This is a genomic window from Acidobacteriota bacterium, from assembly GCA_039028635.1.
Lineage (GTDB): Bacteria > Acidobacteriota > Thermoanaerobaculia > Multivoradales > JBCCEF01 > JBCCEF01.
The window spans coordinates 20,859-45,908 of sequence record JBCCHV010000055.1 but is presented as its reverse complement, the minus strand read 5'-3'; the positions used below and the strand labels follow the sequence as shown (position 1 = coordinate 45,908).

Annotated in this window: 20 protein-coding genes; 18 read left to right on the top strand and 2 right to left on the bottom strand. The window is 67.6% G+C overall.

Going from position 1 to position 25,050, the window contains the following annotated elements; all coding sequences use genetic code 11:
• Positions 1-334 precede the first annotated feature (334 nt).
• Both AAF604_19395 and AAF604_19390 read left to right on the top strand, forming a co-directional pair.
• Positions 335-721 (top strand): hypothetical protein, encoded by a 387-nt coding sequence (locus AAF604_19395; protein ID MEM7051840.1) that lies wholly within the window; start codon positions 335-337, stop codon positions 719-721.
• Between the two features lie 152 nt (positions 722-873).
• Positions 874-3,153 carry a TonB-dependent receptor gene (locus tag AAF604_19390; GenBank protein ID MEM7051839.1) on the top strand — a complete coding sequence of 760 codons (2,280 nt, stop codon included), beginning with the start codon at positions 874-876 and terminating at the stop codon, positions 3,151-3,153.
• Here the strand turns inward: AAF604_19390 and AAF604_19385 are convergent.
• Entirely contained in the window at positions 3,150-6,971 is a 3,822-nt protein-coding gene (locus AAF604_19385) for a choice-of-anchor D domain-containing protein (protein MEM7051838.1), read from the bottom strand. The genes AAF604_19390 and AAF604_19385 overlap by 4 nt on opposite strands.
• Positions 6,972-7,024: 53 nt before the next feature.
• Between AAF604_19385 and AAF604_19380 the strand changes: the two genes are divergently transcribed.
• On the top strand, positions 7,025-7,753 hold the full coding sequence (locus tag AAF604_19380; protein MEM7051837.1) for a M50 family metallopeptidase: 729 nt from the start codon (positions 7,025-7,027) through the stop codon (positions 7,751-7,753).
• Positions 7,738-8,172 carry a hypothetical protein gene (locus AAF604_19375; GenBank protein ID MEM7051836.1) on the top strand — a complete coding sequence of 145 codons (435 nt, stop codon included), beginning with the start codon at positions 7,738-7,740 and terminating at the stop codon, positions 8,170-8,172. Before AAF604_19380 ends, AAF604_19375 begins: the two co-directional genes overlap by 16 nt.
• A 90-nt stretch (positions 8,173-8,262) precedes the next feature.
• Here AAF604_19375 and AAF604_19370 read toward each other — a convergent pair whose 3' ends face one another.
• Entirely contained in the window at positions 8,263-10,476 is a 2,214-nt protein-coding gene (locus tag AAF604_19370) for an ELWxxDGT repeat protein (GenBank protein ID MEM7051835.1), read from the bottom strand.
• A gap of 275 nt (positions 10,477-10,751) precedes the next feature.
• Between AAF604_19370 and AAF604_19365 the strand changes: the two genes are divergently transcribed.
• From AAF604_19365 to AAF604_19300, 14 genes are all read left to right on the top strand, one after another.
• Positions 10,752-10,964: a hypothetical protein gene (locus AAF604_19365; protein ID MEM7051834.1), complete on the top strand. Its 213-nt coding sequence runs from the start codon at positions 10,752-10,754 to the stop codon at positions 10,962-10,964.
• A gap of 254 nt (positions 10,965-11,218) precedes the next feature.
• Entirely contained in the window at positions 11,219-14,404 is a 3,186-nt protein-coding gene (locus tag AAF604_19360; GenBank protein MEM7051833.1) for a hypothetical protein, read from the top strand.
• A gap of 545 nt (positions 14,405-14,949) precedes the next feature.
• Complete coding sequence (locus AAF604_19355; protein ID MEM7051832.1) at positions 14,950-15,393, top strand: hypothetical protein; 444 nt, start codon at positions 14,950-14,952, stop codon at positions 15,391-15,393.
• 188 nt (positions 15,394-15,581) lie between these two features.
• Positions 15,582-15,845 carry a 30S ribosomal protein S16 gene (gene rpsP, locus AAF604_19350; protein ID MEM7051831.1) on the top strand — a complete coding sequence of 88 codons (264 nt, stop codon included), beginning with the start codon at positions 15,582-15,584 and terminating at the stop codon, positions 15,843-15,845.
• Positions 15,838-16,083 (top strand): KH domain-containing protein, encoded by a 246-nt coding sequence (locus tag AAF604_19345; protein MEM7051830.1) that lies wholly within the window; start codon positions 15,838-15,840, stop codon positions 16,081-16,083. Before rpsP ends, AAF604_19345 begins: the two co-directional genes overlap by 8 nt.
• Positions 16,084-16,152: 69 nt before the next feature.
• A complete protein-coding gene (rimM, locus tag AAF604_19340; GenBank protein ID MEM7051829.1) occupies positions 16,153-16,710 on the top strand; it encodes a ribosome maturation factor RimM in 558 nt (185 codons plus the stop codon).
• Entirely contained in the window at positions 16,692-17,462 is a 771-nt protein-coding gene (trmD, locus tag AAF604_19335) for a tRNA (guanosine(37)-N1)-methyltransferase TrmD (protein MEM7051828.1), read from the top strand. Before rimM ends, trmD begins: the two co-directional genes overlap by 19 nt.
• Positions 17,463-17,541: 79 nt before the next feature.
• A complete protein-coding gene (gene rplS / locus AAF604_19330) occupies positions 17,542-17,889 on the top strand; it encodes a 50S ribosomal protein L19 (protein MEM7051827.1) in 348 nt (115 codons plus the stop codon).
• A gap of 97 nt (positions 17,890-17,986) precedes the next feature.
• Complete coding sequence (locus AAF604_19325) at positions 17,987-18,631, top strand: ribonuclease HII (protein MEM7051826.1); 645 nt, start codon at positions 17,987-17,989, stop codon at positions 18,629-18,631.
• Positions 18,631-21,135: a tetratricopeptide repeat protein gene (locus AAF604_19320; protein MEM7051825.1), complete on the top strand. Its 2,505-nt coding sequence runs from the start codon at positions 18,631-18,633 to the stop codon at positions 21,133-21,135. The genes AAF604_19325 and AAF604_19320 overlap by 1 nt, the downstream gene beginning before the upstream one ends.
• A 60-nt stretch (positions 21,136-21,195) precedes the next feature.
• A complete protein-coding gene (locus AAF604_19315; GenBank protein ID MEM7051824.1) occupies positions 21,196-22,284 on the top strand; it encodes a hypothetical protein in 1,089 nt (362 codons plus the stop codon).
• 142 nt (positions 22,285-22,426) lie between these two features.
• Positions 22,427-23,437, top strand: coding sequence for an isocitrate dehydrogenase (NAD(+)) (locus tag AAF604_19310; protein MEM7051823.1), 1,011 nt, complete (start codon positions 22,427-22,429; stop codon positions 23,435-23,437).
• A gap of 7 nt (positions 23,438-23,444) precedes the next feature.
• Positions 23,445-23,681: a hypothetical protein gene (locus AAF604_19305; protein MEM7051822.1), complete on the top strand. Its 237-nt coding sequence runs from the start codon at positions 23,445-23,447 to the stop codon at positions 23,679-23,681.
• Positions 23,682-23,777: 96 nt separating this feature from the next.
• Positions 23,778-25,043: a replication-associated recombination protein A gene (locus tag AAF604_19300; protein MEM7051821.1), complete on the top strand. Its 1,266-nt coding sequence runs from the start codon at positions 23,778-23,780 to the stop codon at positions 25,041-25,043.
• Positions 25,044-25,050: the final 7 nt, after the last annotated feature.

The following is a 25,050-nucleotide window of genomic DNA, read 5'->3' as shown; positions in this document are numbered from 1 at the left end:
GCGATAGCGCGCGGACTCGCGGTCAACGTGGGCTTGCGGATCCCCGGCATGCTTCCTCGGGTCTCCGGCTTGGGCGCGCCCCCCAACGACTTCGCCCTCGGCGCGAGACGATGTCATCTGCTCGGGATCGGTATCGGCCGCCGCGTCGGCACTCGACTCTGCGTCGCGGGCAACTCGCTCCTTCTACCCAAATCATCATATATAGTAGAATACAAGAGTCTTCTAAGCTCTGCTGCTACGCCTCAGATAGATCTATCCTGCGTGCCCTCTCGGGCCCGGGAGCAGGCTGCCGACGACATTTTCAGCAGCCTGCTAGAGTCGAAAGATGGTCCTGATGCGGCGTTGTCTGGTCGTCTTGCTGCTTCTGGCCGTCGGAGTGGCCTTGGTCGCTCCGGCGCTGGCGGCGGACGACTGCGGCTGCTGCGGCGGAAGCTGCGATACGGCCTGCTGCCTGCTGCGCGCCAAGGCCGGCTTCTCGATCGGCCATCCGACTTCCGAGCGACCCCATTGGAAGGCACCGCGGGAGGTGCGTTCCGATTCGCCCTGCGGCGCCACCTGCGGCGCGGCCAGCTCCTTGCCCCTGCCCGATCGGGCGACCGGCGAGGCAGCTCTCGCGTCGGTCGAAGGTACCCACGGAGGGAGCACTGTAGATGCCGCCCTCACCCTGCTGGATCCGCAGTCGCGTCCCGCGGCGCCGCGCGGACCGCCGCTCCTTCCCTAGTCGATTCGTTCTGGCCACCTCGAGACCCGAGGACACCGGCGTCGGTCGCTCCGGCCTGCGTCGCGCTGCTGCGGGTGACTTCGGGCTCCGGTCGCCTGTGCGGGCACCGGAGCCGCTGCTGAATCGACCCATGAGGAAGGACCGAGAGAGAGATGATCAGTCATCGCAAAGGATGGCTCCTGCTGCTGATGGGAGCCGGTTGGTTGATTTGCGGGGCGGCCTCCGCCGCCCCCTTCGAAGGACGTGTCTTGACCCCTGCCGGTGAACCGCTTGGCGGGGCGCTGGTGGAATTCATTGGTACCTCGGGAGAGCGCCTGGCGGTTGGCCGGAGTGATCCCCAAGGGCACTTTCGTCTGGCCGCTGAAGGGGCCGAGCGGGTGCGCATTCGAGCCGCTGGCTACGCCACCCTGGAAACGCCCATTGCCGAGGGCATCGCCGAGCTGCGCCTCGAGCCGATTCGAATCGAGCAACGGCTCGAGGTGACGGCAGCGGCTCCGGAGCTTTCGGCCGCCCTCGATCTGACCGCCGAGCTGCTGGCGCGCTCCGTTGGCGGTGACCTCGCCGAGTCGTTGCGCGGCACGCCGGGGCTGTCGGCGGTGCGCCGCGGGCCGCTCAATCTGGAGCCCACCGTGCGCGGGCTGCAGGAGAGCCAGGTGGCCATGTTCGTCGACGGGACCCGCACCTTCGCGGCCGGGCCCGCGCGCATGGACTCGGACCTCAGTCACGTCAGTCTGGCGGCCGCCGAGAAGGTGCGGGTGGTCAAGGGGCCTTTCGCCTTGACCTGGGGGTCCGGTGCTCTCAGCGCGGTCCGGGTGGACTCGGCCGATCCGGGGTTCGGCCCCTTGGAGTGGCAGGGCTCGGCGGCGGTGCGCTGGACCGAGAACGCCTCGGCCTCGGCCCATGGCCTGGTGTCGCGGCGGGGCGAGCGTTCGACCTTCAGCCTGTTTGCGGAAGGGCGCCAGGGGGATGACTACGAGGACGGGGCGGGGGTCACCGTGCCCGGTGACTACGAGTCGAATACCGCTCGTTTGCGCTTCGGATGGCTCCTCGGCGACGACACCCGCCTCGACTACCAGGGCGGTTATCAGGAGCAGCGCGATATCGACTATCCCGGCCGCCTGCTCGATGCGACCTTCTTCTACACCCGTTCCCACGCCCTGTCACTGCATCGCGAGCGCGTCGGCTCCGGATTCTCGGAGATCTACGGCCAGCTCTACGTCAACCGCAAAGACCACCGCATGAACAACGACGAGAAGCCGACGGCGCAGCCGATGGCCGGGCGCATTCCGCCGTTCGCCTTGAGAGTCGACCTGCCGACCGAGTCGAACACCACCGGCGGTCGTTTCTTCGTCGCCGGCGAGCGCGGCAACTGGCGTCTCAAGGTCGGTGCGGATGCTTACCTCGCAGAGCAAACGGCGCGTCGGCGGATCTCGCGACGCGAGCCCGAGCGGCTGCTCTTCGACGACATCGTGTGGCCCGAGGCGGAGATCGCCAACCAGGGAATCTACGGTCAGGCGGTGCGTGTCTGGGACCGCGCCGAGGTCAGCTTCGGCTTGCGCCTCGATCGCGTCGAGGCTAAAGCCGGTGAGGTTTCCGAGTTCTTCCGCGCCAACACCGCGGGAGATCTCGATCAGGATGAGTCCCACCTCGGCGTGGCTCTCTCCGGACGGTGGCGATTGGCCGATGGCTGGACGGTGTCGGCGGGTTTCGGCCGCGCCAGCCGCACCGCCACCGCCCTGGAGCGCTACTCGGACCGCTTTCCGGCCACCAAGTTTCAGATCAGTGCCGAGTTCCTGGGCAATCCGGACCTCGATCCGGAAACTAGCCTCGAGCTCGATCTCGGCAGTCAGTGGGTGGTCGGCCGGCTGTTGGTCGAGGGCGAGGTCTTCTACCGCGAGATCGACGACTACATCACCGTGGTCGCCGATGCCTCCGTACCGAAGCGCCTGCCGCTGAGTCCGCCGACGGTTTTTCGCTACATCAACGGTGACTCGGCGACTTTCTATGGCGGCGAGCTTCGCCTGCGCCAGGAGGTCGGAGAATGGGTCACCTGGCGTGCTTCGTTGGCGTCGACCCGCGGCGACGACGACGAGCTCGACGAGCCGGTGCTCGGTATCGAGCCGACCAGCGGCACCCTGGCTTTGACCCTGCGTCACCCCTCGGGGCGGTGGTGGGGAGATCTCTCGGTGCGGTTGGTGGAACGGCAGGATCGCGTGGCGGCGGCGCGCTTCGAGGTCGAGACACCTGGTTTCACCCGCCTCGATCTGGCCCTCGGCAGCCGCCTCGGCGAGGCCCTCGAGCTCGAGGTCGGGGCGACCAATCTCACCGACGAGGACTACGCGGAGCATCTCAACGCGCGGGTCCCCTTCACCGGCGAGCGGGTCACCGAGCCCGGGCGCAGCCTGTTCGCTCGCCTGAAGTTGGAGCTCTAGCGATACCGCAGAGCCAGTCCACCGGCGGCGGCGAGGAGCAGGCCGAGAAGCACCAGTCCGAGGCCACCGAGGGCTGGAATCTCGACCGCCGCCGCCGGTGCGAGCTCGGCTTCGGCGAGGTCGTCGAAGTCGTCCGGCGGGGTCAGGAAGGAGCGCACCGCGGCGCGGTTGATCAGCGCCGTCGGGGTTGATGGAAGGGCCAGATCGAGGCGGCAGCGGCGCGCTTCGCCGTCCTCGAGCTCGCCGATCGACCAGCTCCAGACGCCTTCTTCGGGGGCACCCGCGGAGCAGTCGTCGCCGAGCCAGGTGGTTCCGGCGGGAAGGAAGTCGAAGACCTCGACGGCGGCCGCCGCGCCCGGGCCGCCGTTGTGCACCTCGAGGTCACAAGCGGCGCGACCTTCGGTGACTCGGGCGCAGGTCTTGGAGAGCAGGAGCTGCGGCTGGCTGCCGAATCCGGTGAGTGGCACGACGACCGTCGGTCGCGCCGGGTCGTCGCTGCCGAGGGCGAGCTCGGCACTCCGTGGGCCGAGGCCGTCGGGGGAGAAGCGTAAGCGCAGGGCCCGCTCGCCATCGGGGGTCAGGGTGAACGGAGCACCGCCGTCCTCGAGGGCGAAGTCGCCCGCCGTCAAGCGGCTGCCGGTGACCGTCAAGTTGTTCTCCCCGACATTGACGACGCGCACGAAACGCACCGCCGAGGCGCCGACGCCGACGCTCCCGAAATCTCGCGCCTCGGGGATGGTGGCGAGCTCCGGCTCCGTGCCGAGGCCGACCAGGGTGACCTCGACCCGGGGCTCGTCGGGATCGTCCGTCGGGATCACCAGCAGGGCCTCGCGCTGGTCGCGCACGGCCGGCGAGAACCGCACCGTCAAGGAGGTTGTTGCGTCGGCTCCGAGGCTGCCCCCGGCGCCCCCGGCGGTGATCGCGAATTCCGCCACGTCGGGCCCCTCGAGGCTGGCCTGCCCGAAGGACAGGGGACGGGTGCCGGTATTGCTCAGCACGAAGACCCGGTCGCGGGCGGTGCCTACCCGAACCCCTCCGAAGAAGTAGACCGGGCCCGGCGCGATCGCGACGTCCGGTCCTTGCGCCACGCCCGTCAGCGTCAGGTCGATGCGCCCGGTGATGGGGTCGTTGAAGCGCAGATGAGCGGTGGCGGACATGGCGCCCACCTGCCCGCGCGGTCGAAAGGCGAGCTGCAGGTCTCGGCTCTCGCCGGCGGCGAGGCGGAGCTCGTTGCGTCCGGCGGACTCGAAGCGTGTCGGATCACGGCCACTGAACAGGGGTGGCAGGAGGGCGAGGGGACCGTCCCCCTGGTTGGTGACGGTGAACGATCGCAGCGATTCGATGGCGACGTCGCCGTAGGTCAGCTCGCCGAAGTCCGCGTTCTGCGGCGTCACCTGGGCCCGGGGCACGCCGCCCTGGCCGACCAGGGCGAGCTCGAGGCGCGAGCCATCGGGCAGTGAGGTGGCGCCGGAGAGCTGTCCCCGCTGCTCGCCGGCGGATGCAGCCGTGAAGGCGACGGTGAGCCCGCGTCGCTCCCCGGGGGCGAGCTCGAAAGTGGCCGGGCCGGTGAACGAAAAAGCGCTGCCGCTGAGAGCGAGGGGGCCGACGACGACGCTTTCGGAGCCGGGGTTCGAGACCTCGACGACGAGCTCGCGTCGCGCGGCCACCGGGATGGGGCCGAAGTCGAGGCTCCCGGGGCGCAGCAGGAGCTCGCCGCGGGGTCCGGTGGCGACCAGGGTCAAGGCTTGGGAGGCGAGGGTGTCTTCAATGCCCTCGAAGGCCTCGACCGGGCTGTAGCGATCGCGGCCGAAGTCGACGTCCTCGTCGTCGGCGGAGCCGAAGATCTCGTCCTCGCCGAGGCCGACGATGCGGCTCAGGCGACCGCCACGATCCATCAGATTGGACGGGCCCTGATCGCGCTCGGTGTGGAAATTGGCGAACAGGTGGCCGGCCTCATGGGCGACCAGGTTGCCGAGGGCCTGGGCCACCAGGTCGCGGCGGGTCGCTTCCGGCGCCAGCTCGACGCCGTTGAGGGAGTTGATGTCGTCCGGCGGTGCGCTGAGGAAGTCGAGCAGGACGACGGCCGTTTCCTGGGCAGCGAAGTTCCCCGGGTCGATCGATTCGGCGAGGCCGATGGTGAGGGCGCCGAGCTGGTTGACGGTGCCCCCGACCACCACCCGGCTGACCCACGGCTCGCCCCAGGGATCGGGATGATCGCGGCTGTTGCGGATCTCGAGATCGAAGGAGCCGAAGAGGCCGTCGTTCGGAAAGTCGCCGTTGCCGCCGAGGAGCGCCAGGTCGTGCTGCAGATTCTCGGCGACGGTGGCGAGACAGTCGTCGATCAGCGCGTTCTCGTCGCTGGCCGTGAGGCCCCAGCGCGGCAAGAAGTCGGCCAAGGGCGAGAACGGGCGAGAGCCCGGCAGGAGGTTGAAGATGGCGGGATTGATCTCGGCACCGTCGAAATCCACGAACAGGATGGGGCGGGCCGGCTCGCTGCCGCTCAACAGCGGTCCGCGGGCGAGCTCGACCTCCACGCCGTAGGCGCCGCGGTCGAAGGACGGTGGGTTGGAAACGGTCAGGGTCCAGGTTCCTTCCCGATCGGCGACGTAGGCGATGGCGGCGTTGCCACCGCCGGGAAACGGTGACGAATCCGGATAGATCCCGCTGAGATCGGTGCCGTTGGCGGCGATGCGCTCTTCGCCGTTGGGATCGATCAAGGCGAGGCGGCGGGCGCCGCGCAGGAGATTGGCACCGACGACGTCGCCGCGCCGCAGGTCGAGGCGGTAGGCGTCCCGGTCGGCGGCCTGAGACGATGCCGGACCCGGGGCGTCGAGGCCGACGATCAGGGTGTAGTTGCCCAGGCTGCCGGCGCCGGGGCCCGAGCCACCGTCGAAGGGGTCGGAGGGCAGAAGGTCCTCGTCGTCCGGAAAGCCCGGAGGATTGCTGTGGCCGCCCACGGTGAGGAAATAGTCACCGTCTGCCGGCAGTTCGAGGGTGAGAAAGCTGTCGAGGTCGAGCAAGAAGCCCGATCCCGGGAGATTGTCGTTGACGTCGAGCAGGTTGCCGGAGCCGTCGTAGATCCCCACGATGGGATCGAGGTCCGCCAGCGGTCGCTCGGTGCGCACCGCGACCTCGAGGCGCTGACCGGCGGAGGCCGCCAGGCGATAAAAGTCGAAGTCGCCGCTGCTGTCGGCAAAGGCACCGTCGCCGACGACGCCACGCACGGCGATCGGAATGCCGGTCGAGACCGCCAGGGAGCGGGCGCTGGGGATGGCGTCGTCGGGCTCGGTCGTCGGCGCCCGCTCCCTCGGCGGCGCCAGCAGAGCCCCGGTGATCTCGAAGCGGGACGTCTCGCCCGGCCCGGTGCCGGCACCTGGAAGGGGTTGGGCGAAGACCGGCAGGTCGTTGTCGCCGACGTCTCCGGCGGCCTCTACCTCGGCGAAAGCCAGGCCCCGGGAGGTCTGGCGTCCGGGGGCAGCGCGTCGCTCGCTCCCGAGGCGGGCCATTTTTCGCCGCCAATCCTGCCAGTCGGGCTCGATCCCAGCCGGGAGAAAGGCGAGATAGGGATTAGGAATCGGCAGCACGCCGGCCTGGGCCAGGGCGGCCGCGGTGGACTCGGCCGAGGTGGACTCGGCCGCCGTGGACTCGGCCGCCGTGGACTCGGCCGCGGTGGACTCGGTCGCGGATTGGGATTGGGCTGCCGCCGCGGCGCTCGGCCGTGCTGCGGGAACCGTCACCAGCAGCAGCCCGGCTGCCAGGAGGCTCGTTCTGAGGGCGGAAGGATGCACCATGACGTGGGCCCGTCGGTCCTGCGGCATGTCAGCGTAGCATCTCCAGGCGGCGACCCCCGAGTCCTGTAGGCTCGGCGACGATGAGTCCGTCCGTCGCCAAAACCCTGCCGCGTCAAGAGTTGGTCCAGATGGTGGCTCTGGCGGCGGTGGTGGCGGTCGCCCTCGCCTGGGTCCCCTGGTTTCAGGTGCTGGCCTACCCGTTTCGGCTGCTGCTGACCACCGTCCACGAGCTCAGCCACGGCCTGGCGGCGCTGGCTACCGGGGGGCGCTTCGAGCGCTTTTTGATCAACACCGATGGCTCCGGTCTGGCCTACACGGCCGGCGGTGTGCGCAGCGTGGTGATTCCGGCGGGCTACCTCGGGGCAGCCTGCTTCGGGGCGCTCTTGGTTTGGCTCGGCAGCCGACCGCGGGCTGGCCGCGGGGCGCTGATCGCCTCCGGTGCCCTGATGATCCTGCTGACCCTGCGCTTCGGTTTGCCCAGCGTCTGGCATGGCGACGTCTTGAGCGGCCTCTTGACCACCGCCGCCGGCGGCAGCATTGGCTTGCTCTTTCTCTGGGTCGGCCTCGCTCTGCCGCTGCGCTGGGTGGTGTTCTTCGTCCATCTGGTGGCCTTCGAAGCGGCGCTCTTCGCGCTCGATGACCTGCGCGTGTTGATCGGCCTGTCGGCGACTTCCCAGGCGCCCGCCAACGATGCCCTGTCGATGGCCGAGCTGACCCGTATTCCGGCGCCGGTCTGGGCCGTGCTGTGGGCGGTCATGGCGGCGGCGATCATCGCCGTGGCGGTCTACCGGGCGTGGTTTCGACGATGATCGGCGCCGCCATCGGACGGGTCGGGCGCTACCTGTGGGCTGCGCCGACCTCGGCCTGCGGATTGCTGGTGGCGCTGGTCGCCGCGGCCACCGGCGGTCGCTGGCGCCTGGTCGATGGCACCCTGGAGGTTCACGGTGGCTTCGCCACCTGGCTGCTGCGTCGCCCCTGGATTCGTGCCGCGGCGCTCACCCTCGGTCATGTGGTCCTGGGGTGTCGCGCGCAGGATCTCGAGCGCTGGCGAATCCACGAACGGGTTCATGTGCGCCAGGCCGAGCGCTGGGGGCCCTTGTTCGTGCCCGCCTATCTCCTCGCCAGTCTGTGGGTGGGGCTGCGCGGCGGCGACGTCTATCGCGACAATCCCTTCGAGAAAGAAGCCTTCGCGGTCGATGCGGAGGGCCTGCCGCAGCCGCGACCCTGAGGCGGCGAGAGGGTCCGGTGATCTTCGTTGGGTCAAGCGAAAAGGGACGCGCCTTGCGGCGCGCCCCGGGATCGCGAGCCGGTCCGCCTCTCAGGGTGCCGGCACGTCGTTGTCGAGGATGGTGCAGAAGGCCTCGCCGCCAGCGATGACGGCGCCTTGCGGATCGCTCAGCAGGACGCCGAACCGCTCGTCCCCTTCGACCTCGCGATCGCCGCGCACGAAGACCTTGAACACTGCCTCTTCCCGGTTCGCCGGAATGGTGACGAAGCGGGTGCGGCGGATGTAGTCGCGGTCGGCGACGGTGGCGGAGTCGTCGAAGGTGGTGGCGCGCACCCGGACCCGCTGTGGGCTCGGCGGCGAGAGGGTGACCCGGAAGGACACCGCTCGGCGGCCGCTGTCGGTTTCCTCGATGGTGGTGTCGAGGATCGTCAGGCGCGGCGGATCGTCGTCGTTGACGATGGTGATCTCGCCGGGCTCGGCGACGGCGAAGGCGCGAATCAAGGGGAGGCCGACCTCGACCTCGAAGATCTCGTCGTCTTCGAACTGCTGGTCGCCGCGGATCGGCACCTCGAGGATTCGGACCACCTCGCCGGGGGCGAACTCCAGGCGGGTCGTGCGGCTACGGAAGTCGCTGCTCGAGCTGGCCGAGCGGCCGCGGGTCCGGAGCCGCGCGACGACCTCGTCGTCGAGGGGATGGGAGAGCCGGACCTCGACCTCGGCGAGGGTCTCGCCAACGTCACCCTCGGCGATGCGCAGATTCGCCACCGAGATGTTGGGCGCTTTGGCGAACAGCTCCACGCCTTCGTCGCCGTCGTTGGCGGTGAAGAGAAGCTGGCGGCCGAGGGCGGTGAGCTGGGTCGGCACGGAATCGCCCCGCGGGTTGATGTCCGCCGCCAGGACGGTGCCGTCCTCGGTGCCATCGGTGCGCCACAGCTCGATGCCGTGGGCGCTGTCCTGGGCGGCGAAGAAGATCGCGTCGTCGACCGCCGTGAACAGGCGGCCGTCAGGGTCGATCACGGGGATGACGGGGCGGCGGTCTTCGTCGACCCGCAGCTCGGTGCCGCGCTCGCTGCCATCGGTGATCCAGAGCTGCAGCACGATGCCCTCGGAGCGGGCACGAAAGAGAGCGAAGTCGCCGAAGGTGGTGAGGTTGCTGATCCGGGCATCGCCGGCGCCGGGGTCGATGTCGGCGACGATCTCGGTGCCGCGCTCGCTGCCGTCGCTGCGCCACAGCTCGGCGCCGTTGACGCGGTTGTCGGCGACGAACAGCAGGGTGCCGTCGCCGAGGACTCGGAACTGCTCGGGATCGGAGCTGAAGTTATCCGGGTGCACGTCGGCGAGGATTTCGGTACCGCGCTCGCTGCCGTCGGTGATCCAGGGCTCGCGGCCGAAATCGCCGTCGTCGGCGCTGAACACCAGCAGCTCGCCGAAGGCAGTGAGCTGCTCCGGATCGGAACCGGAGCGCCCGGGGTCGATGTCGGCGAGGATCTCGGTGCCGCGCTCGGTGCCGTCGGTGATCCACGGCTCGAGTCCGTGATCGCCGTCATTGGCGACGAACACCACCTGATCGAAGAAGCGAGTGAGCTGTTGCGGATCGGAACCGGAGCGCCCGGGGTCGATGTCGGCGAGGATCTCGGTGCCGCGCTCGGTGCCGTCGGTGATCCACAGCTCGCGGCCGGCATCGCCGTCGTCGGCGGTGAAGATCAGATGGTCGCCGAAGGGCGTGAAGTCTCGCGGCTCAGAGCTCGTGCTGCCGCGTCGGATGTCCTTGACCAGGCGGGTGCCGTCTTCGGTGCCGTCGGTGATCCACAGCTCGCGACCGTGGGCTCCGGTGTCGGCGGTGAAGAAGAAGTGGTCGCCGAAAGCGACGAAGTCGTCCGGCAGCGAGTCGTTGGGCCCCGGCTCGATATCCAGGATCAGCTCGGTGGAATCCTCGTCACCGTCGGTGCGCCACAGCTCGACGCCGTGCACGCCGTCATTGGCGACGAAGATCACCGTCTCGCCGAGGGCGTTGAACTTCTGAGGCACGCCGCCGAAGACCCCGGGGAAGATCTCTTTGACCAGGAAGGTGCCGTCTTCGGTGCCATCGCTGCTCCACAGCTCGAGACCGACGTCGCCACGATCGGTGGCGGCGAAGAGCATGCGGTCGCCGAAGGGAAAGAAGTTCTGAGGGACGGAGTCGCTGCTGCCGGGAGCGATGTCTCGCACCTGGATGGCGCCGTCGTCGGCGGCCAGCGGCGAGATTGCCAGCAGGCCACAGGTCAGCCAGCCGACGGCGAAGAGGGCGTTGAGCTTGTTCGACATGGGAAATCTCCTTCAAGTTCGGCGCCGGATGCGGCTCGACCGAGCCGTCGAAGGCGCCGTTCGGGTGCTTGCTGAGAACTGTCGAAACCCTAGAGAAGGAAACGGCGATCGGGCACTGGAAGAGGGCCAGACTTGGCTCGTTCTTTGCGCCGGTATCGCCCCTGTCGATGGTGGGGGTGGGAGCCCTCTCGCCAGGTTCGACTCGTTCACAAGGAAGGCGGCTGGGTCTTCGGTGCCTGCTAAGCTGCGGGTCTCCACAGACCTCGAGCCTTCGGATGAGCAGCAAGAGATCTCAAGCCTTTTTCTGGGGCCTTCAGATCGCCGTGACCTACGGCTTTCTCTACTCCTTCGTCGGCTTTCTGCAGTACTGGCTGATACCCGAGACGGCAGAATCTCGAGATTGGATCCGGTGGGCGGCGGCGAGCGTGTTGTTTTTGGTGCTGTCGGTCGTCCTCGGTCGGCGGCTCCTCCGCTCGCAGCCTCTCTGATCGCTGGCTCGCCGGCTCGTTGCGAGAAGCCGGGCGCGACGGGCTCCACTCTCGAAGGCGAGAATCTCGTCTCTCGAAAGTGAGACGCAGGTCCCCGATGTGTCTTCCAAGCGGTTTCTCGTTCCTCGGGTAAGGCATTGATTCGAAAGGCTCCGAGGGGATTCCCAGATTCCTTCGCAGCTTGGCAGAAGGCTTGCTCTCTCTCCCAGCCGTCGCCGCCAGTTCCGGCGCCTGCGACACCGAAGGAGGGAATCATGACCAATTTTCAATTCCGGCTGAGCGGGTGGCTTATGGCAACCGTGATGACCGTTTTGGCGCCGGCCTGGACCTGGGCTGATGGGGAGCGCAGCGAGCTCCTCGAAGAGCGCGACGTTTACAGCAAGACTTTCGACAACTTCGATGGCAGCCGCACGCTCCACTATGGTCTCGAGCCGCTGCACTATCGGCCCGCCGGTGGCGAGGAAATGATCGAGATCGATCCCGGTCTCCAGGCAGGAGAGGGCTGGGTGAACACGACCAACTCCTTCGCGACGCGGCTTCCCGCGACGCTGGGTGATGGTGCCTTCGTCGAGCTCGGAGACGGTGAGCTGCGCTGGCGTCCGGGGGTTCTCCGGGCTCATACCCTGACCGGAGAAGAGATTGCCGTCGCCGAGGCGGCGCCGGCCTGGGGGCAGCGCTGGGATGCGGTCGAGAATGGAGTCGTCTACCCGGATCTCTATCCCGGAATCGACCTCCAGGCAGAGCTCCGTCCGGGCTCCCTCGCCATCACGCTGACCTTTCGCGAATGGCACTTCGAGCTCGCGCCGGAGCAGATCGAGCGCTTCAGCGTCGAGGCCGACCTGGAGGTCGCCGGCCATTGGCTGGAGGCCTTCGACGAGCGTCTGGCGGCCGGCGAGACCATCGCCGAGGTGCCGCTGGTTTTCGGCCGCTCGGACGACGATTGGGTGATCGCGATGGTCAGCCAGCCGGCCATTCCCGAGGAGCAGCTCCTCGAGTACCAAGAGGCGCTGGTGGTGCCGGGCGAGGGCGAGGAGCCGGTGCCGTCGCCGGAGAGCTGGCGGTCGAACGCCGCCGACTGGTTCGACGGTGGGCGAGTTCGTCACTACGTCGAGCATCCGGTGGCCGATCGCCTTAGCAGATCTTGGGGAACCACCGAAGCGGCGTTGACGGCGAGCTTCGAGTTCACCGAGAAGCAGGTCAGCCGAACCCGTCGCTTCTTCGCCGCGACCTTCGATCCCGCCCTGTTCAACAGCAATGTGGCAGACGACACTTTCGCCCACACGATGCGCTGCGACCTCGAGAGGTTCAAGTCCTGCCGATCGATCGCCAACTACCTGCTGGCGGGAAGAGGGGCCGATAACGAGTTCTTTCGCACCGTCGTCTCCTTCCGCTCCATGGCGGCGCTGCAGCGCGACCTGCGCCAGGACCCGACCCTGGCGGTGAAGGACATTCGGCTGGGCGTGCAAAACACCTTCTTCCGTGGCCCGGGGATGGTGTCGACCAACATGGACGAAGTGGTGGCCTACAGCCTCTTGCCGTGGATGTTCAAAGACGGCTGGACCATCAAGATTCAGACGATGCCGGTCGAGATGCCGGATCCCTACAACCAGGAGCTGCGCTCGGTGACCGGTGGGACGATCAAGACCAGCACTTGGTCCCCTTGGAGCAGTCAAGGAATACAGCGCACCATTGGCGGCGAAGGCTTCTCTTTCGGCAGTCTGGTCAACACCGCTTCCGGCTCCTCGCGACGCGCCATTTCGGACCTGCGGCGCTTGCTGTTCAATCACGACGCCGGCATGACCTTGTTGCTGGCCATGCCCTACGACCGCACCCCTTGCTCGCTCTGCACCGCCAACCATTGGGACCCGGCGGTGCAGGCCTTGAATGGCGAGTACCGCGTCGGTATCGGGATGTACGACCTGCGCCTCGAGATCACTTTGGAAGAGACTCTCTCGCAGCAGGCGGCGGAGCTTGCCGCGACCAGTGTCGGCAATCACAATGATCGCCTCTATCCCGGCGCGACCCGCGCCTGGGACCTCGAGCTCACCAGCCTGACCAGCTCGAGCTCACTGGAGCTGGTCGAGCTGGCTTGGGACGCCGCTCACTTCGATACCTGGTTCAGCGATCCGGCGAGCGGCGCCGCGCTGACTTCGCCGTCCCTCGGCCAGGTCGGCGAGAAGGCTCGCCTTCATCTGCGCTGGAAGCGCTCCGATCCCGCCCTCTACGGCAAGACCCGCAAGCTGGTGGTCTCCGGCAGCTTCCGGAACGGCAGCAACGCAGCCGGGGTGGTCGAGATCCCGGTCGAGCTGCGGGCGCCGGAAGGGAGTCCGGCGGTGGCTGCGATCTACCCGGTGGTCGACGACAACATCTCGGCCCCGATGGGATTCGCCACCATCGCTCTGCCATCGTCGGGACTTCAGGGGGCCGCCTACGCCATCGCCGAGCTACGACCGGTCTCCGGGCCGACCAACAAGCTGGTCCGGGGAACCCATTGGGACGTGTGGAGCACGGCCTCGACGAGCAGCGATGGCGAGCTGGTGATCTATCCGGATCAGTTCCAGGTCGGTGTGCACCAGATCGAGGTTCTGCCTTGCCTGCTGCCGGACGGTCTGCCGGCCGCCGCCCACTGTCTGCCGGCCAAGAAGCGACAGCTTTCTCTCGAGGTCCGGCAGGCTTCTTCGAGCGGAGCGGTGCGGCCGCAGATCGACTTCGTGGCGCCTTGGAGCATCGATAGTCCGAGCGGAGGCGCCGCCACCTTGACCGCCTGGGGTGTCGGCCTCGGAGGGGCCAAGGTCACCATTCCCCAGGTGGTCACCAACACGGCCGCGCTCTCCGGCTCGACCGCCAATCAGGCGCGCTTTTCGGTCAACCTGAGTCAGTCCGGAATCTGTGGCCCGCGCCAGTTCCAGCTCACCACCCCGGTGGGGGCGGACGCCTTCGTGTTCAATGTCACCAAGCCCTTCCAAGGCAATCCCAATCACTTTGCGATCGAAGCCGAGGCCGGGGTGCGTCGCGGTCTCAAGATCGCCACCGTGGCCACCGCTTCCTCCGGGCGCGCGGTGGTCGCCGGAGCCAGCGGGGCGACGGGTGATCTCAACCTCTTCCTGGCGCCGCCGGTGACCTCCCTCGGCTACCGCATCTTCGTGCTCTATCGGACGCCGGGGCAGAAGCCGGCGCGGGCTCGGCTCGAGCTCACCGACGCCAGCGCCAACGTGGTGCGGAGCTTCGGGGTCAGCTTGCCGCCGACCGGCAGCAAGGGATTCGCTCTCGCCGTCCTACGAGATGTCCGCGCCACCGCCTCGACCAGTTTCGGCCTCACCGCCGGCCGGGGATACCGCCTGCGCCTGGCGACGGTGGCGGGGCAGGACTTCCCGGAGCTCGACATGGTGGTGATCAGCGATGGAAATCGTTCGCCCGCTTTGAGCGAGCTTTGTCGTTAACCCAGGCAGGGGCCCCCAAGGGCAGAGCTCGGGCCCCACAGCTTCTGCCTCCGGAGGTCGGCCCGGAGGCACCCCGAGTGTGCAAGAGGTAGTGTTCACTGCCCCGCGCTTTTGGCGCGGGGCAGCTTTTTTTCTCAGGGGGGCTAGAGGCGCCCCCCTCGCCCGCACGCACATGTCGTGCGGGCTCACCCCCGTCCTCGGCGGCTTTTGCCGCCGCCTCGGGCTTTCGCCCTCGGAAGCCGCCTGCTGGGTAGCAGACGGCTGCTCTTGCCGCACCGGTTTCAGGTTCGTGGCAGTCCTGATCATCGCCACCGACGCCGCTTTGGGCTTTGCCTTCGGAGGCCGTCTTTCGGACGGCAGTCGGTTGCTCCCTTGAGCAGCCCCGTCCGCTTGCAATGGTCGTTCGCTCTCACCCCAATTCAAGGCTTTCTGCCTTCTATCGGGCTTGACCTTGACAGTCTTTTTACGCTTCGTTACCGTGTGTGTACTTTCTCTGCGTACGCGGCATTCACCCTATGGAGCGAGAGGAGGCAAGTTTGGCCGAGGTGAAGATCTTTACCGATGACTTTTTGCACCGCTTTCGGCGTTTGGACGATCCTCCGAGTGCTTTCGAGGCGGCTCTGGCGGGTCCCTGGGAGGTGGAGGAGGCGGCGGGGGGCTTTATGGTGATGACCGCCGGTGGGCGCGCCGCTGCCCGCTGCGAGGAGCGGGTGACGGCACACTTGATGGCAGCCTGTCTTCCGGGATTGGGCCGCCGAGACCTGTTCTCGATCGTCGACGGCCGTGCCGGACCCGAGCTGCGGCGAGCCGGCGAGACCCTGGCTTGGCTCTCGCCGAACGCTCGCGACCTGGCGCCGGCTCTGCACGTGGGCGATTGTCTGCTGCGCTCGCCGCAAGCCTTGGCGCACCTGTTGGAGGCGGCTGGGTCGACCGCTCTCGAGGGCGCCGGTAGTGTGCTCGCCCGTCGACTCGGAATCGGTTGCGGATGACGCTGCCGATCCTCAGTCGGCGGTTGCTCCGCAGGCCGGCGGGTTCGCACGAGGACTGTTTCCTGCTAGACTCTTCGCTTCGTGTGGAGGGCCGAGGTGTCGGCGATTCACCAACGAGTCCCGAGAGCTGTGCGCCCACCCGGTCCGGAGCGCACCCAAATTTTTCAGGTGATGTGGAGGTAAGTCAGATGTTGAAGATCCGACTGCGTCGAATGGGGGCCCGCAACGCTCCCTTCTATCGGGTCGTCGTTTCCGACAGCCGCAGGACGCCGACGGCGGCCGCGGTCGAGGAGCTGGGCCACTACGACCCTCGCCGCCAGCCGGCGGAGGTGAAGATCGATGCGGCCCGCGCCGAGTACTGGGTTTCGCAGGGTGCGCAGATGTCCCCCACGGTGAAGTCTCTGCTACAGAAGGCGACGGTGGCAGCCGCGACCGAGGAACAGAGTGCCTGAGCTGCGCGAGAGCCTGGCCGAGCTGGTCCGCTTGATGGTGGACTATCCCGATGAAGTCGAGGTGGACCAGTTCATGGATGGTGACGAGACGGTCTTCGAGCTCTTCGTGGCTCAGGACGACCTCGGCAAGGTGATCGGGCGCAAAGGCCGGACGGCTCGGGCTTTGCGAACTCTTCTCGATGCCCGTGGAGCTCTGGAGGATCGGCTCTACGATCTCGAGATCGTCGACGACGACTGACCTTCCTTCCTCCTATCGACAACCTGCCGCGGCGGTGGGCGGAAGCTCATCGCCGAGGAGTAGGACCCGATGTCCAATCGTGGTGACCTGCAAAGCACGGGCGACGACACCATCGTCGTCGGCCGGGTGATCCGTCCGCACGGAGTGCGTGGCGAGGTGGTCGTTGAGGTGCTGTCGGACAATCCGGAGCGTTTTCGTCCCGGCAGTCGTTTGCGAATCGCTTTCGAGGATGGGCGCGATGATTCCCTCGTGATCGTCGAGCGCTCACGTCCTCACCGCGATCGGCTGTTGGTGGTTTTCTCCGCCGTCGGTGATCGCGATCAGGCGGAGGCCCTGCGGGCCGGTTGGCTCGGGGTCGGACGAGACGAGGTGGCCGAGGACGACGGCATCGTCTATCACTTCCAGCTTCTCGGCTGTGTGTGCTTCGATCTCAACCTGGGTGAGCTCGGGACCGTCGTCGATCTGATCGAGGATGGGGGCGGCTTGCTGCTGGTGGTCGAGCGCGGTCGGCAAAGGCTGCCGGTGCCCTTCGTTCAGGACTTCCTTCAGCGGCTGGACGTTTCGGCCAAGCGCCTCGACCTCGAGCTACCGGAGGGCCTTGTCGAGTTATGCGCCTTCGAGTCCTGACCATCTTTCCAGGGCTGTTCAACCCCTTTCTGTCGACCAGTCTGATCGGACGGGCGATCGACAAGGGGTTGCTGGAGGTGACGGTGCACGACCTGCGCCAATTCACTTCCGACAAACACCGGAGTGTCGACGATGAGCCCTACGGTGGCGGTGGCGGCATGGTGATGAACGCACCGCCGTGGATTCGGGCCGTTGAAGAGGTCGGGAGTCCGGAGGCTTGGCGAGTTCTGCTCTCGCCACAGGGGCGGCGCCTGGACGAGGGTGTGGTGCGGCAGTTGGCGAGAAAACCCGAGTTGGTTCTGATGTGTGGTCGCTACGAAGGGATTGACGAGCGGGTGCGCCGGTCGGTGGTCGACGAGGAGATCTCCATCGGCGACTACGTGCTGTCCGGCGGTGAGCTGCCGGCGATGGTGATTATCGAAGCCCTCTCGCGGCAGATTCCGGGGGTGGTGGGCTTCGGGCCCTCGGTGGAGCAGGACAGTTTCCGAGAGGGGCTGCTGGACTACCCCCACTACACCCGTCCGCCGGAGGTCGCAGGGCTCGCGGTGCCCGCCGTCCTGCTCTCCGGCGATCACGCGGCGATCGACCGGTGGCGGCGCCGGGAAGCCCTGCGGGCGACCTGGCAGAAGCGCCCCGATCTATTGCAGCGTGCGACCTTGGATGCCGAAGATCGGCAATTGTTGGAAGAGGTTCGGGGCGAGGAGGCCCGCGAAGGGCCGAAAGTTGCAGAGCGGCCTCGGTCTGGGAAATAATCTTCAGCCCGCGTTTTTCGCGGGCTCTCTCACCAGGAGGATCATCCTTGGTGAGATTTCGTTTTGAAGGAAGCAGATCATGAACAATCTTCAGACCGTCGAGACCGCATATCTGCGGGACGACATCCCCGAGTTCCGAGCTGGCGACACGGTCCGTGTGCACGTGCGGGTCGTCGAGGGTGACAAGCAGCGAATCCAGATCTTCCAGGGCGTCGTGATCGCTCGCCGAGGAGGCGGAACGCGCGAGACCTTCACGGTGCGCAAGATGTCCGGTGCTTATGGCGTGGAGCGCATCTTCCCGCTGCATGGCCCGGTGATCGACAAGATCGAGGTGGTGCGTCGCGGCAAGGTGCGACGGGCCAAGCTCTACTACCTGCGTGCTCTTCGAGGCAAGGCGGCGCGCATCGAAGAGCGCCGGTTCGACTAGAAGCCTGCCGCAAGTCGTTGTCGGCAGGCTTTCGCGGGCCCGGGCGGGCTCGCTCGTGGGGTAACCGATCGGAGGGGAGCGCGTGGCGTCAGGGACGATGGTCCAGCTGTTTGCCGAGGCCTACCGTCTGCGACTGCTGTGCGCGCTCGAAGATCAACTCTCCCAATGCGGTTATCCCCGGGTGGCCGGGGTCGACGAGGCCGGTCGCGGTGCTCTCGCCGGTCCGGTAGTGGCGGCTGCCGTCATCCCGGACCCGTCGCGTCGCGTCCCCGGGGTCGACGACAGCAAGCAGGTTTCCGCCGAAGGGCGCGACAAGCTGGCGCGAGCGATTCGCGACAGCAGCTTGGCCTGGGCGACCTGCGCCATCGATCCCGCCACCATCGACCAGGTCAACATCCTGGAAGCGACTCGCCTGGCGATGGTCGGGGCGCTCGAGCGTCTCGACCCTGCTCCCGACGTCGCTTTGGTGGACGCGGTGGTGCTGCGGCAGCCGATCTGTCCTTGCCTGCCGGTGATTCGGGGAGATGCTTTGAGCTATGCCATCGCTGCGGCTTCGATCTTGGCCAAGACCGAGCGCGATCGACAGCTGGTGAACCTCGATCGCGACTACCCGCACTACGGCTTCGCCTCCCACAAGGGCTACGCTGCCGCCGCCCATCGCAGCGCTCTCGGTGAGTTCGGGCCCAGCCCTGTGCACCGCTTGACCTTCCGATCGGTGCTTCCCCAGCGAGAGGCGAGCTGATGGCGATTCGTCGTGAGCAGGTGGTCAAGACGGCGGAGAAGTTCGTTGCCCGCGGCAAGATCGAGGCCGCCATCCGCGAGTACCGCAAGGTGCTGGGGGAGAACCCCAACGACTCCACCACGCTCAATCGCGTCGGCGATCTCTACGCCCGCATCGAGCGCATCGACGAAGCCGTCAAGCTGTTTTCTCAGATCGCCGAGACCTACACGAAGGACGGCTTCTTCGTCAAAGCGATCGCGATCTACAAAAAGATCATCAAGCTCGATCCGACGCGCCTCGACGTGATCGAGAACCTTGCCGAGCTCTACCACCGGCAAGGCCTGGTCAACGAGGCGCGCACCCAATACCAGGCTCTGGCCGACTACTACCTCAGCCACGGCAATCGCGGCTCGGCCCTCTCGGCCTATGAGCGGATCGCCGATCTCGAGCCGGACAATCCCAGTCATCACGTCAAGCTGGCGGAGCTCTACCAGGCCGAGCAGCTTACCGAGAAGGCGATCGGCGAGTACCGCACCATCGCCGAGCTGATGATTTCCCACGGCCATCCGGAAGAGGCCGCCAAGGTCTACGAGCGCGCCCTCGACATCGACTCCAGCGACATTCCGTTCATCACCGATGCGGTGTTGCGCCTGCGCGAGGCCGGCCATACCGGTCAGGCGGCGCAGCTTCTCGCCGCGGCGGTGCGGCGCAATCCCGAGGCCGAGAGTGTGGCGGGTCTGGTGGCGGCGGAGGAAAGCGGAGCCGAGCAGCCGCCGGCCGAAGCTCCCGTGGCGGAGCCTTCGGCGGCTGCCGTCGAGAGCGCTCCGCCGGTCGTCGAGGCCCCTTCGGCGGTGGTGGAAGAGCCCGACGAGGCCGTTGCCGACTTCGAGATCGGCCTCGAGGAGTCGCTCGATTTCGACCTCACTCTGGAGTCTCCTCCGGAGGGCGAAGGGGCGGTGGCCGCTCCCGCCGCCGATGAGCGGGACGGCGACTCCTCCTTCGCCGGCGTCATGCCCGAAGCGGATGAGATCGAGCTCGACCTCGACGACGTCTTCGTGCTCGATCTCGACGCCGAGGAGCCGCCGGCCAGCCTGGTGCAGCCGCCCGAGGATCTGGCGCCGCCCGCGCCCGAGCCCGCCGCCGCGGCGCCGGTCGAGGAACCGGTTGCCTTCGAAGTCGAGCCGCTGCCGGACCTCAGTGAGAACTTCTTCGAGATCGACGACGAGGCTCTGGCCGAGGAGCGGGCCGCGCTGCGAGAAGAGCCGGCCCACGACGAGATCGACGAGGACTTCCTGGAGCGTACCGCCGCCGAGCTTCAGCCGGCGATTCGGCAGGAAGACGATCTCTTCACCGAGGCTGAAGTGCTGGCCAAGTATGGCCTCGAGGAGAAGGCCTACGAGCGCTTGCAGGACGTGCTCAAGATTGCGCCGCAGCACATGGATGCGATGGCCCTGATGGTGCGTCTCGACCTCGATGCCGGCCGCGGCGATCGGGTGCTGTCGGTCGCAAACCAACTGGCGGGTCTGGCTGCCGGCGTCGAAGATTCGCCCTGGCCACGGCTCAAGAAGCGACTGCAGTCGGCGGGCTATCACCTCGAAGGCGATCTGGTGGTGGCTCCGGAGACAGCGGCCGGTGAGGGTCAAGAGGAGGTCGGTCAGCTTCTCGAAGGGCTCCTCGACGGGCCCAGGAAGAAGCCGGTGCGCAAGGCGAAGAAGGCTCCGCAGGTCGACCAGACGCTGGCCGACCTCGCCTCCGAGTTCCTCAGCCCGGCGGCCACCGCCAAGGCGGATGAGGCCGAGCCGGAGCCGGTGAAGCCGGCCTCTGCCGATGAGCCCTTGGCCGCCGAGGCGCTGCGTGAAGAGATGGCGGAGGTCGAGTCCGGCGCCGGAGGCGAGGTCGAGATCTCCCTGCCCGACGAAGCCGAGGACAGCGGGGTTCGTTGGCTCGACGAGGTGCCCGAGTCGCCGCCGTCGCAAAAGGTGATCGACGATGTCTTCGACGACGAAGACGACTTCTTCGATCTTGCCGCCGAGCTCGAGCAAGAGCTCGATGAAGAGGAGGCGCGCCTCGATGCCCTCGAGCAGCCCAGCGAGCCTTCCCTCGAGGAGATCGTCGAGGGCTTCAAGCAGGGGGTGGCCGAGAACCTCTCGGCGGAGGATTACGACACTCACTTCAACCTCGGCATCGCCTATCGTGAGATGGGACTTCTCGACGAGGCCATCGGCGAGTTTCAGCTCGCCTCGAAGGATCCCGGGCACCTGGTCGAGTGCTGCTCGATGCTCGGGTTGAGCTTTCTCGAGAAGGGACTCCCGGAGCTGGCCGTCAAGTGGTATCGGCGCGGGCTCGAGGCTCCCGACCTCACCGAGGAAGACTCCCACGGCCTGCTCTACGATCTCGGCAACGTCTATCTGTCGACCGGTGACCTGGCCTCCGCCCACCAGACCTACGTCGAGATCTACGGCACCAACTCGAACTATCGCGATGTCGTCGCCAAGCTCGAGGAGATCGCGGCGCGCAGTGAGTAGGGCGGGGCAGTCGGCCGACGTCGTCGCACCGCCGGCGATCAGATCCCTGAGGTATCCACGATGAAACTCGAACGACGCATCTTCTGGATCGTCGTGGCCGTGGTCACGCTGGGGGTCGGGATTCTGCTCTTTGGTCCCCGCGTGAAGGAGAGCCTGGCGCCCGAGCTGGTGGCCGCCTGGGTGGCGGTGGAACCGCCGGGGACGGCGATGGCGACGGTCGGGCGGACCGAGTTTCCGGCCGGCGAGAGCTTTCGTCTCCACGCCGTTCTCGAGGCTCGTCGCCGCGGTGGCGAGCGGCTTTTCTACACCACCGCGCCGGCCCTCACCATCGACGGCGAGGTGGTGCCGGCGGAGGCGATGCGGCGGTGGGATCGCGCTCCCCACGTGCGAGTGCTGTGGTTTACGGTCGAAGGGGTCGTGCCCTTTCTGCGGCTGCAGCCGGATCAATCCTTGGACCGCTTCCGCTTCGCCTCCTTCTTTCGCCCCGACTGGGGCTTCGCCTGGTCCCAGCCGGGACGCCTCACCCCGGCCCACGACGCCCGTCTGGCGCGCGACGATCGCCGCTTGAGGCGCCCTTTCGGTACCCAGCGCTACCAAGTTCACATCGAGCTCCGGGAGCTGCCCGACGACGAAGTCCCGACGCAGCGCCTGGTCTCCTGGGGGGCCGAAGACGTGATGCCCCAGGGCGATGCCTTTCCGAGTGCCGTCGTCGGGCTGTCCGGGCCCGCGGCAGCGGCCTCGCGGGTTTTCGGGTTGACACAGATCGAGTCCGAGCCGGGGGTTCCGGAGGCGGTGCGGTCGGAGCTCGCCGGGCGGGCGGGAGCCGGCCTGCTGTTTACCCGCGTCCACCTGCTGGCGGAGATCTTGCGCCAGGTCGGTCGCGCTGCCGAGGAGCTCGATTGGCAGCGGGTCGATCTCGCCAGTGGACCTCCCTGGGGCCCGGCCGGGGTGGCTCCCGGTGACTTGTTGCGAGTCGGAGACCGCTTCGTCGTGCTCTATGAGGACGAGGGAACGGTGGGGCAGCTCGACCGCTCCGACCTCTGCTTCGACTATGCCCAGGGAGCCTCCGTGCGCAACCTCGGCGACGTCTTCGCGGAGCTCGGTGGCGATGTCGAATGGGCTTCCCTGAGGCTCGATCCCGCGAGCTGAAGGTCGCCGTCGTCGTGCGCCCCGGGAGGCCCCTGCAGGGCGCTGCTGCAGTGTTCTCCAAGCCCGTGATACGTTCGCCTTTCAGGGCGCTCAACCCTCGCGGCGTGGGCCCAAAGACTTCGATTTCAAGGTGAGGTAGATCATGACGACGACGGTAACTCTGCTCCCCGGAGACGGCATCGGGCCGGAGGTGACGGAAGCGACGGTGCGGGTGCTCGCGGCGGTGGGAGCCGAGATCGAATGGGAGCGCCACAGCGCCGGAATGGAGGCCATCGAGGCTGGCGAGGAGGCCTTGCCGGAGCGCGTGCTCGAGTCGATCCGGCGCAACAAGGTCGCCCTCAAGGGGCCGGTGACGACGCCCATCGGGCGGGGCTTCAAGTCGGTCAATGTGCAGCTCCGGCAGGCCCTCGATCTGTACGCCAATCTGCGGCCGACGCGCACATTGCCGACGGTACCGTCGCGCTTCGAAGACGTCGATCTGGTGGTGGTGCGCGAGAACACCGAGGGTCTCTACCGCGGCATCGAGCACACCGTCGTTCCGGGAGTGGTGGAGAGTCTCAAGATCATCACCGCCGACGGCTCGCGGCGGATCGCGCGCTTCGCCTTCGAGTACGCCCGCGCCCACGGTCGCAAGCGGGTGACGGCGGTGCACAAAGCCAACATCATGAAGTTGACCGACGGCCTGTTCCTCGACTGCTTCCGCGAAGTGGCAGAGGAATATCCCGACATCGCCGCCGACGACCGCATCATCGATGCCCTCTGCATGCAGTTGGTGATCCGGCCCGAGGCCTACGACGTGCTGGTCCTCGAGAATCTCTACGGCGACATCGTGTCGGACCTCTGTGCCGGTCTGGTGGGAGGGCTCGGCTTGGTGCCGGGAGCCAACATCGGTCACGAAGTCGCGGTGTTCGAGGCGGTCCACGGCAGCGCGCCGGACATCGCCGGTCAGAACATCGCCAATCCTCTCGCCCTCATGCGGTCGGCGATTCTGATGCTCGATCATCTCGGCAAGGGCGACATCATCGCTCGTCTGCGCTCGGCGCTGCGCGAAGTGATCGTCAACCAGCGCATCCGAACCCGCGATCTCGGCGGCTCGGCTTCGACCACGGAATTCACCGATGCGGTGGTGGCGGTCGCCCAGGAGGGCGACTGAGGCGCCAGTGAACGAGGCTCGGCGGACCCTGCGCTGCTGGCTCCTGATGGCCTTTCTGGAGCGCGGTGCCGGTCCGCCAGCGCGGCGGCCCGCGGCGCCGCCGGCGCGCGTTCGACCGATGTCCCGAGAAGAGCTGCGGCGCCTTTGCGGCCCGTTGGCGCCGATCCGAGTGTTGCGTCCGGAGGTGGCGAGGCGCAGGGAAGCTCTTCCCGGTGTCGTGCTGCCCTTTCCGGGTGGAGCCTGAGCCATGGGCCTGTTCGATGATCAGCTGCCCCCGGCGCCGCCCGGGGGTGACCGCGACGACGCCCAACCGCCGGTGGGAACACCTTTGGCGGAGCGCATGCGGCCCCGTCGTCTCGACGACATGGTGGGCCAGCAGGATGTCCTCGGCGAGGGCGGTTTCCTGCGTCGCGCCATCGCCGAGGACCGCGTTCCCTCACTGATCTTCTGGGGACCTCCGGGCTGTGGAAAGACCACCCTCGCCCTGATCATTGCGCGCGAGACGCGCGCTCGCTTCGTGCCCTTCAGCGCCGTCACCTCCGGCATCAAGGACGTCAAGGAAGTGATGGCCGGGGCCGCCAAGCTGCGCCGCGCCGGCGGTCAGCGCACCCTGGTCTTCGTCGACGAGATCCACCGCTTCAACAAGGCCCAGCAGGACGCTTTCCTGCCCTTCGTCGAGCGCGGCGACATCGTGCTCGTCGGGGCGACCACCGAGAACCCTTCCTTCGAGGTCAACGGGGCCCTGCTGTCGCGCTGTCGCGTGGTGGTGCTCGCAGCGCTGTCGACCGACGACCTCGTCGCCTTGATGACCCAGGCCCTGTCGGACCCCGAGTGCGGTCTCGGCGCCGTGGCCTCGCCGGAGGCACTTGAGGCCCTGGCGGTGCAAGCCTCCGGCGATGCCCGGACGGCCTTGAACCTGATTGAGCTGGCCGCCCTCGAGGCCGTCGGTGAGACCATCGACACGGCGATCGTCGAGCGGGTGGTGCAGCGTCGAGTCCTGCTCTACGACAAGTCCGGCGAAGAGCATTTCAACCTCATCTCGGCGCTCCACAAGTCACTGCGCGAAAGCGATCCCGACGCCGCCCTCTACTGGCTCACCCGCATGCTCACCGCCGGTGAGGACCCACGCTACCTCGCCCGCCGCATGGTGCGCTTCGCCAGCGAGGATGTCGGGCTGGCCGACCCGCGGGCTTTGTCACAATCCCTGGCCGCCTGGGAGTCCTATCAGCGGTTGGGTTCTCCGGAAGGGGATCTGGCTCTCGCCCAGGCCTGCGTCTACCTCGCCCTGGCGCCCAAGAGTAATGCCGTCTATCGCGCCTTCAAGGCGGCCCGGAGGGCGGTCGAGGAGCATCCCGCCGAGCCGGTTCCGAAGGCGATTCGCAACGCGCCGACGAACCTCATGAAGGATCTCGGCTACGGGCGGGGCTACGTCTACGCCCACGATGCCGAGGAGGGGGTGGGAGGCCTCGATTGCCTGCCCGAGAACCTGCGCGGCCTGCGCCTCTACGAGCCGCGTGGGGAAGGCTTCGAAGGGCGTCTCGCGGAGCGGCTGGAGGAGTTTCGCCAGCGGCGGCAGCGTGCCCGCCGGCGGTCGACCGAAGAATAGGCTTTGG

Excerpts from the sequence above, each read along its gene's own strand:
- AAF604_19315 (MEM7051824.1), top strand. The coding sequence starts at position 21,196 with ATGAAACTCGAACGACGCATCTTCTGGATCGTCGTGGCCGTGGTCACG.
- AAF604_19300 (MEM7051821.1), top strand. The coding sequence starts at position 23,778 with ATGCGGCCCCGTCGTCTCGACGACATGGTGGGCCAGCAGGATGTCCTC.
- AAF604_19390 (MEM7051839.1), top strand. The coding sequence starts at position 874 with ATGATCAGTCATCGCAAAGGATGGCTCCTGCTGCTGATGGGAGCCGGT.
- AAF604_19395 (MEM7051840.1), top strand. The coding sequence starts at position 335 with ATGCGGCGTTGTCTGGTCGTCTTGCTGCTTCTGGCCGTCGGAGTGGCC.
- rplS (MEM7051827.1), top strand. The coding sequence starts at position 17,542 with ATGAACAATCTTCAGACCGTCGAGACCGCATATCTGCGGGACGACATC.
- AAF604_19325 (MEM7051826.1), top strand. The coding sequence starts at position 17,987 with ATGGTCCAGCTGTTTGCCGAGGCCTACCGTCTGCGACTGCTGTGCGCG.
- AAF604_19385 (MEM7051838.1), bottom strand. The coding sequence starts at position 6,971 with ATGCCGCAGGACCGACGGGCCCACGTCATGGTGCATCCTTCCGCCCTC.
- rimM (MEM7051829.1), top strand. The coding sequence starts at position 16,153 with ATGTCCAATCGTGGTGACCTGCAAAGCACGGGCGACGACACCATCGTC.
- AAF604_19320 (MEM7051825.1), top strand. The coding sequence starts at position 18,631 with ATGGCGATTCGTCGTGAGCAGGTGGTCAAGACGGCGGAGAAGTTCGTT.
- rpsP (MEM7051831.1), top strand. The coding sequence starts at position 15,582 with ATGTTGAAGATCCGACTGCGTCGAATGGGGGCCCGCAACGCTCCCTTC.
- AAF604_19365 (MEM7051834.1), top strand. The coding sequence starts at position 10,752 with ATGAGCAGCAAGAGATCTCAAGCCTTTTTCTGGGGCCTTCAGATCGCC.
- AAF604_19380 (MEM7051837.1), top strand. The coding sequence starts at position 7,025 with ATGAGTCCGTCCGTCGCCAAAACCCTGCCGCGTCAAGAGTTGGTCCAG.
- AAF604_19360 (MEM7051833.1), top strand. The coding sequence starts at position 11,219 with ATGACCAATTTTCAATTCCGGCTGAGCGGGTGGCTTATGGCAACCGTG.
- trmD (MEM7051828.1), top strand. The coding sequence starts at position 16,692 with ATGCGCCTTCGAGTCCTGACCATCTTTCCAGGGCTGTTCAACCCCTTT.
- AAF604_19370 (MEM7051835.1), bottom strand. The coding sequence starts at position 10,476 with ATGTCGAACAAGCTCAACGCCCTCTTCGCCGTCGGCTGGCTGACCTGT.
- AAF604_19310 (MEM7051823.1), top strand. The coding sequence starts at position 22,427 with ATGACGACGACGGTAACTCTGCTCCCCGGAGACGGCATCGGGCCGGAG.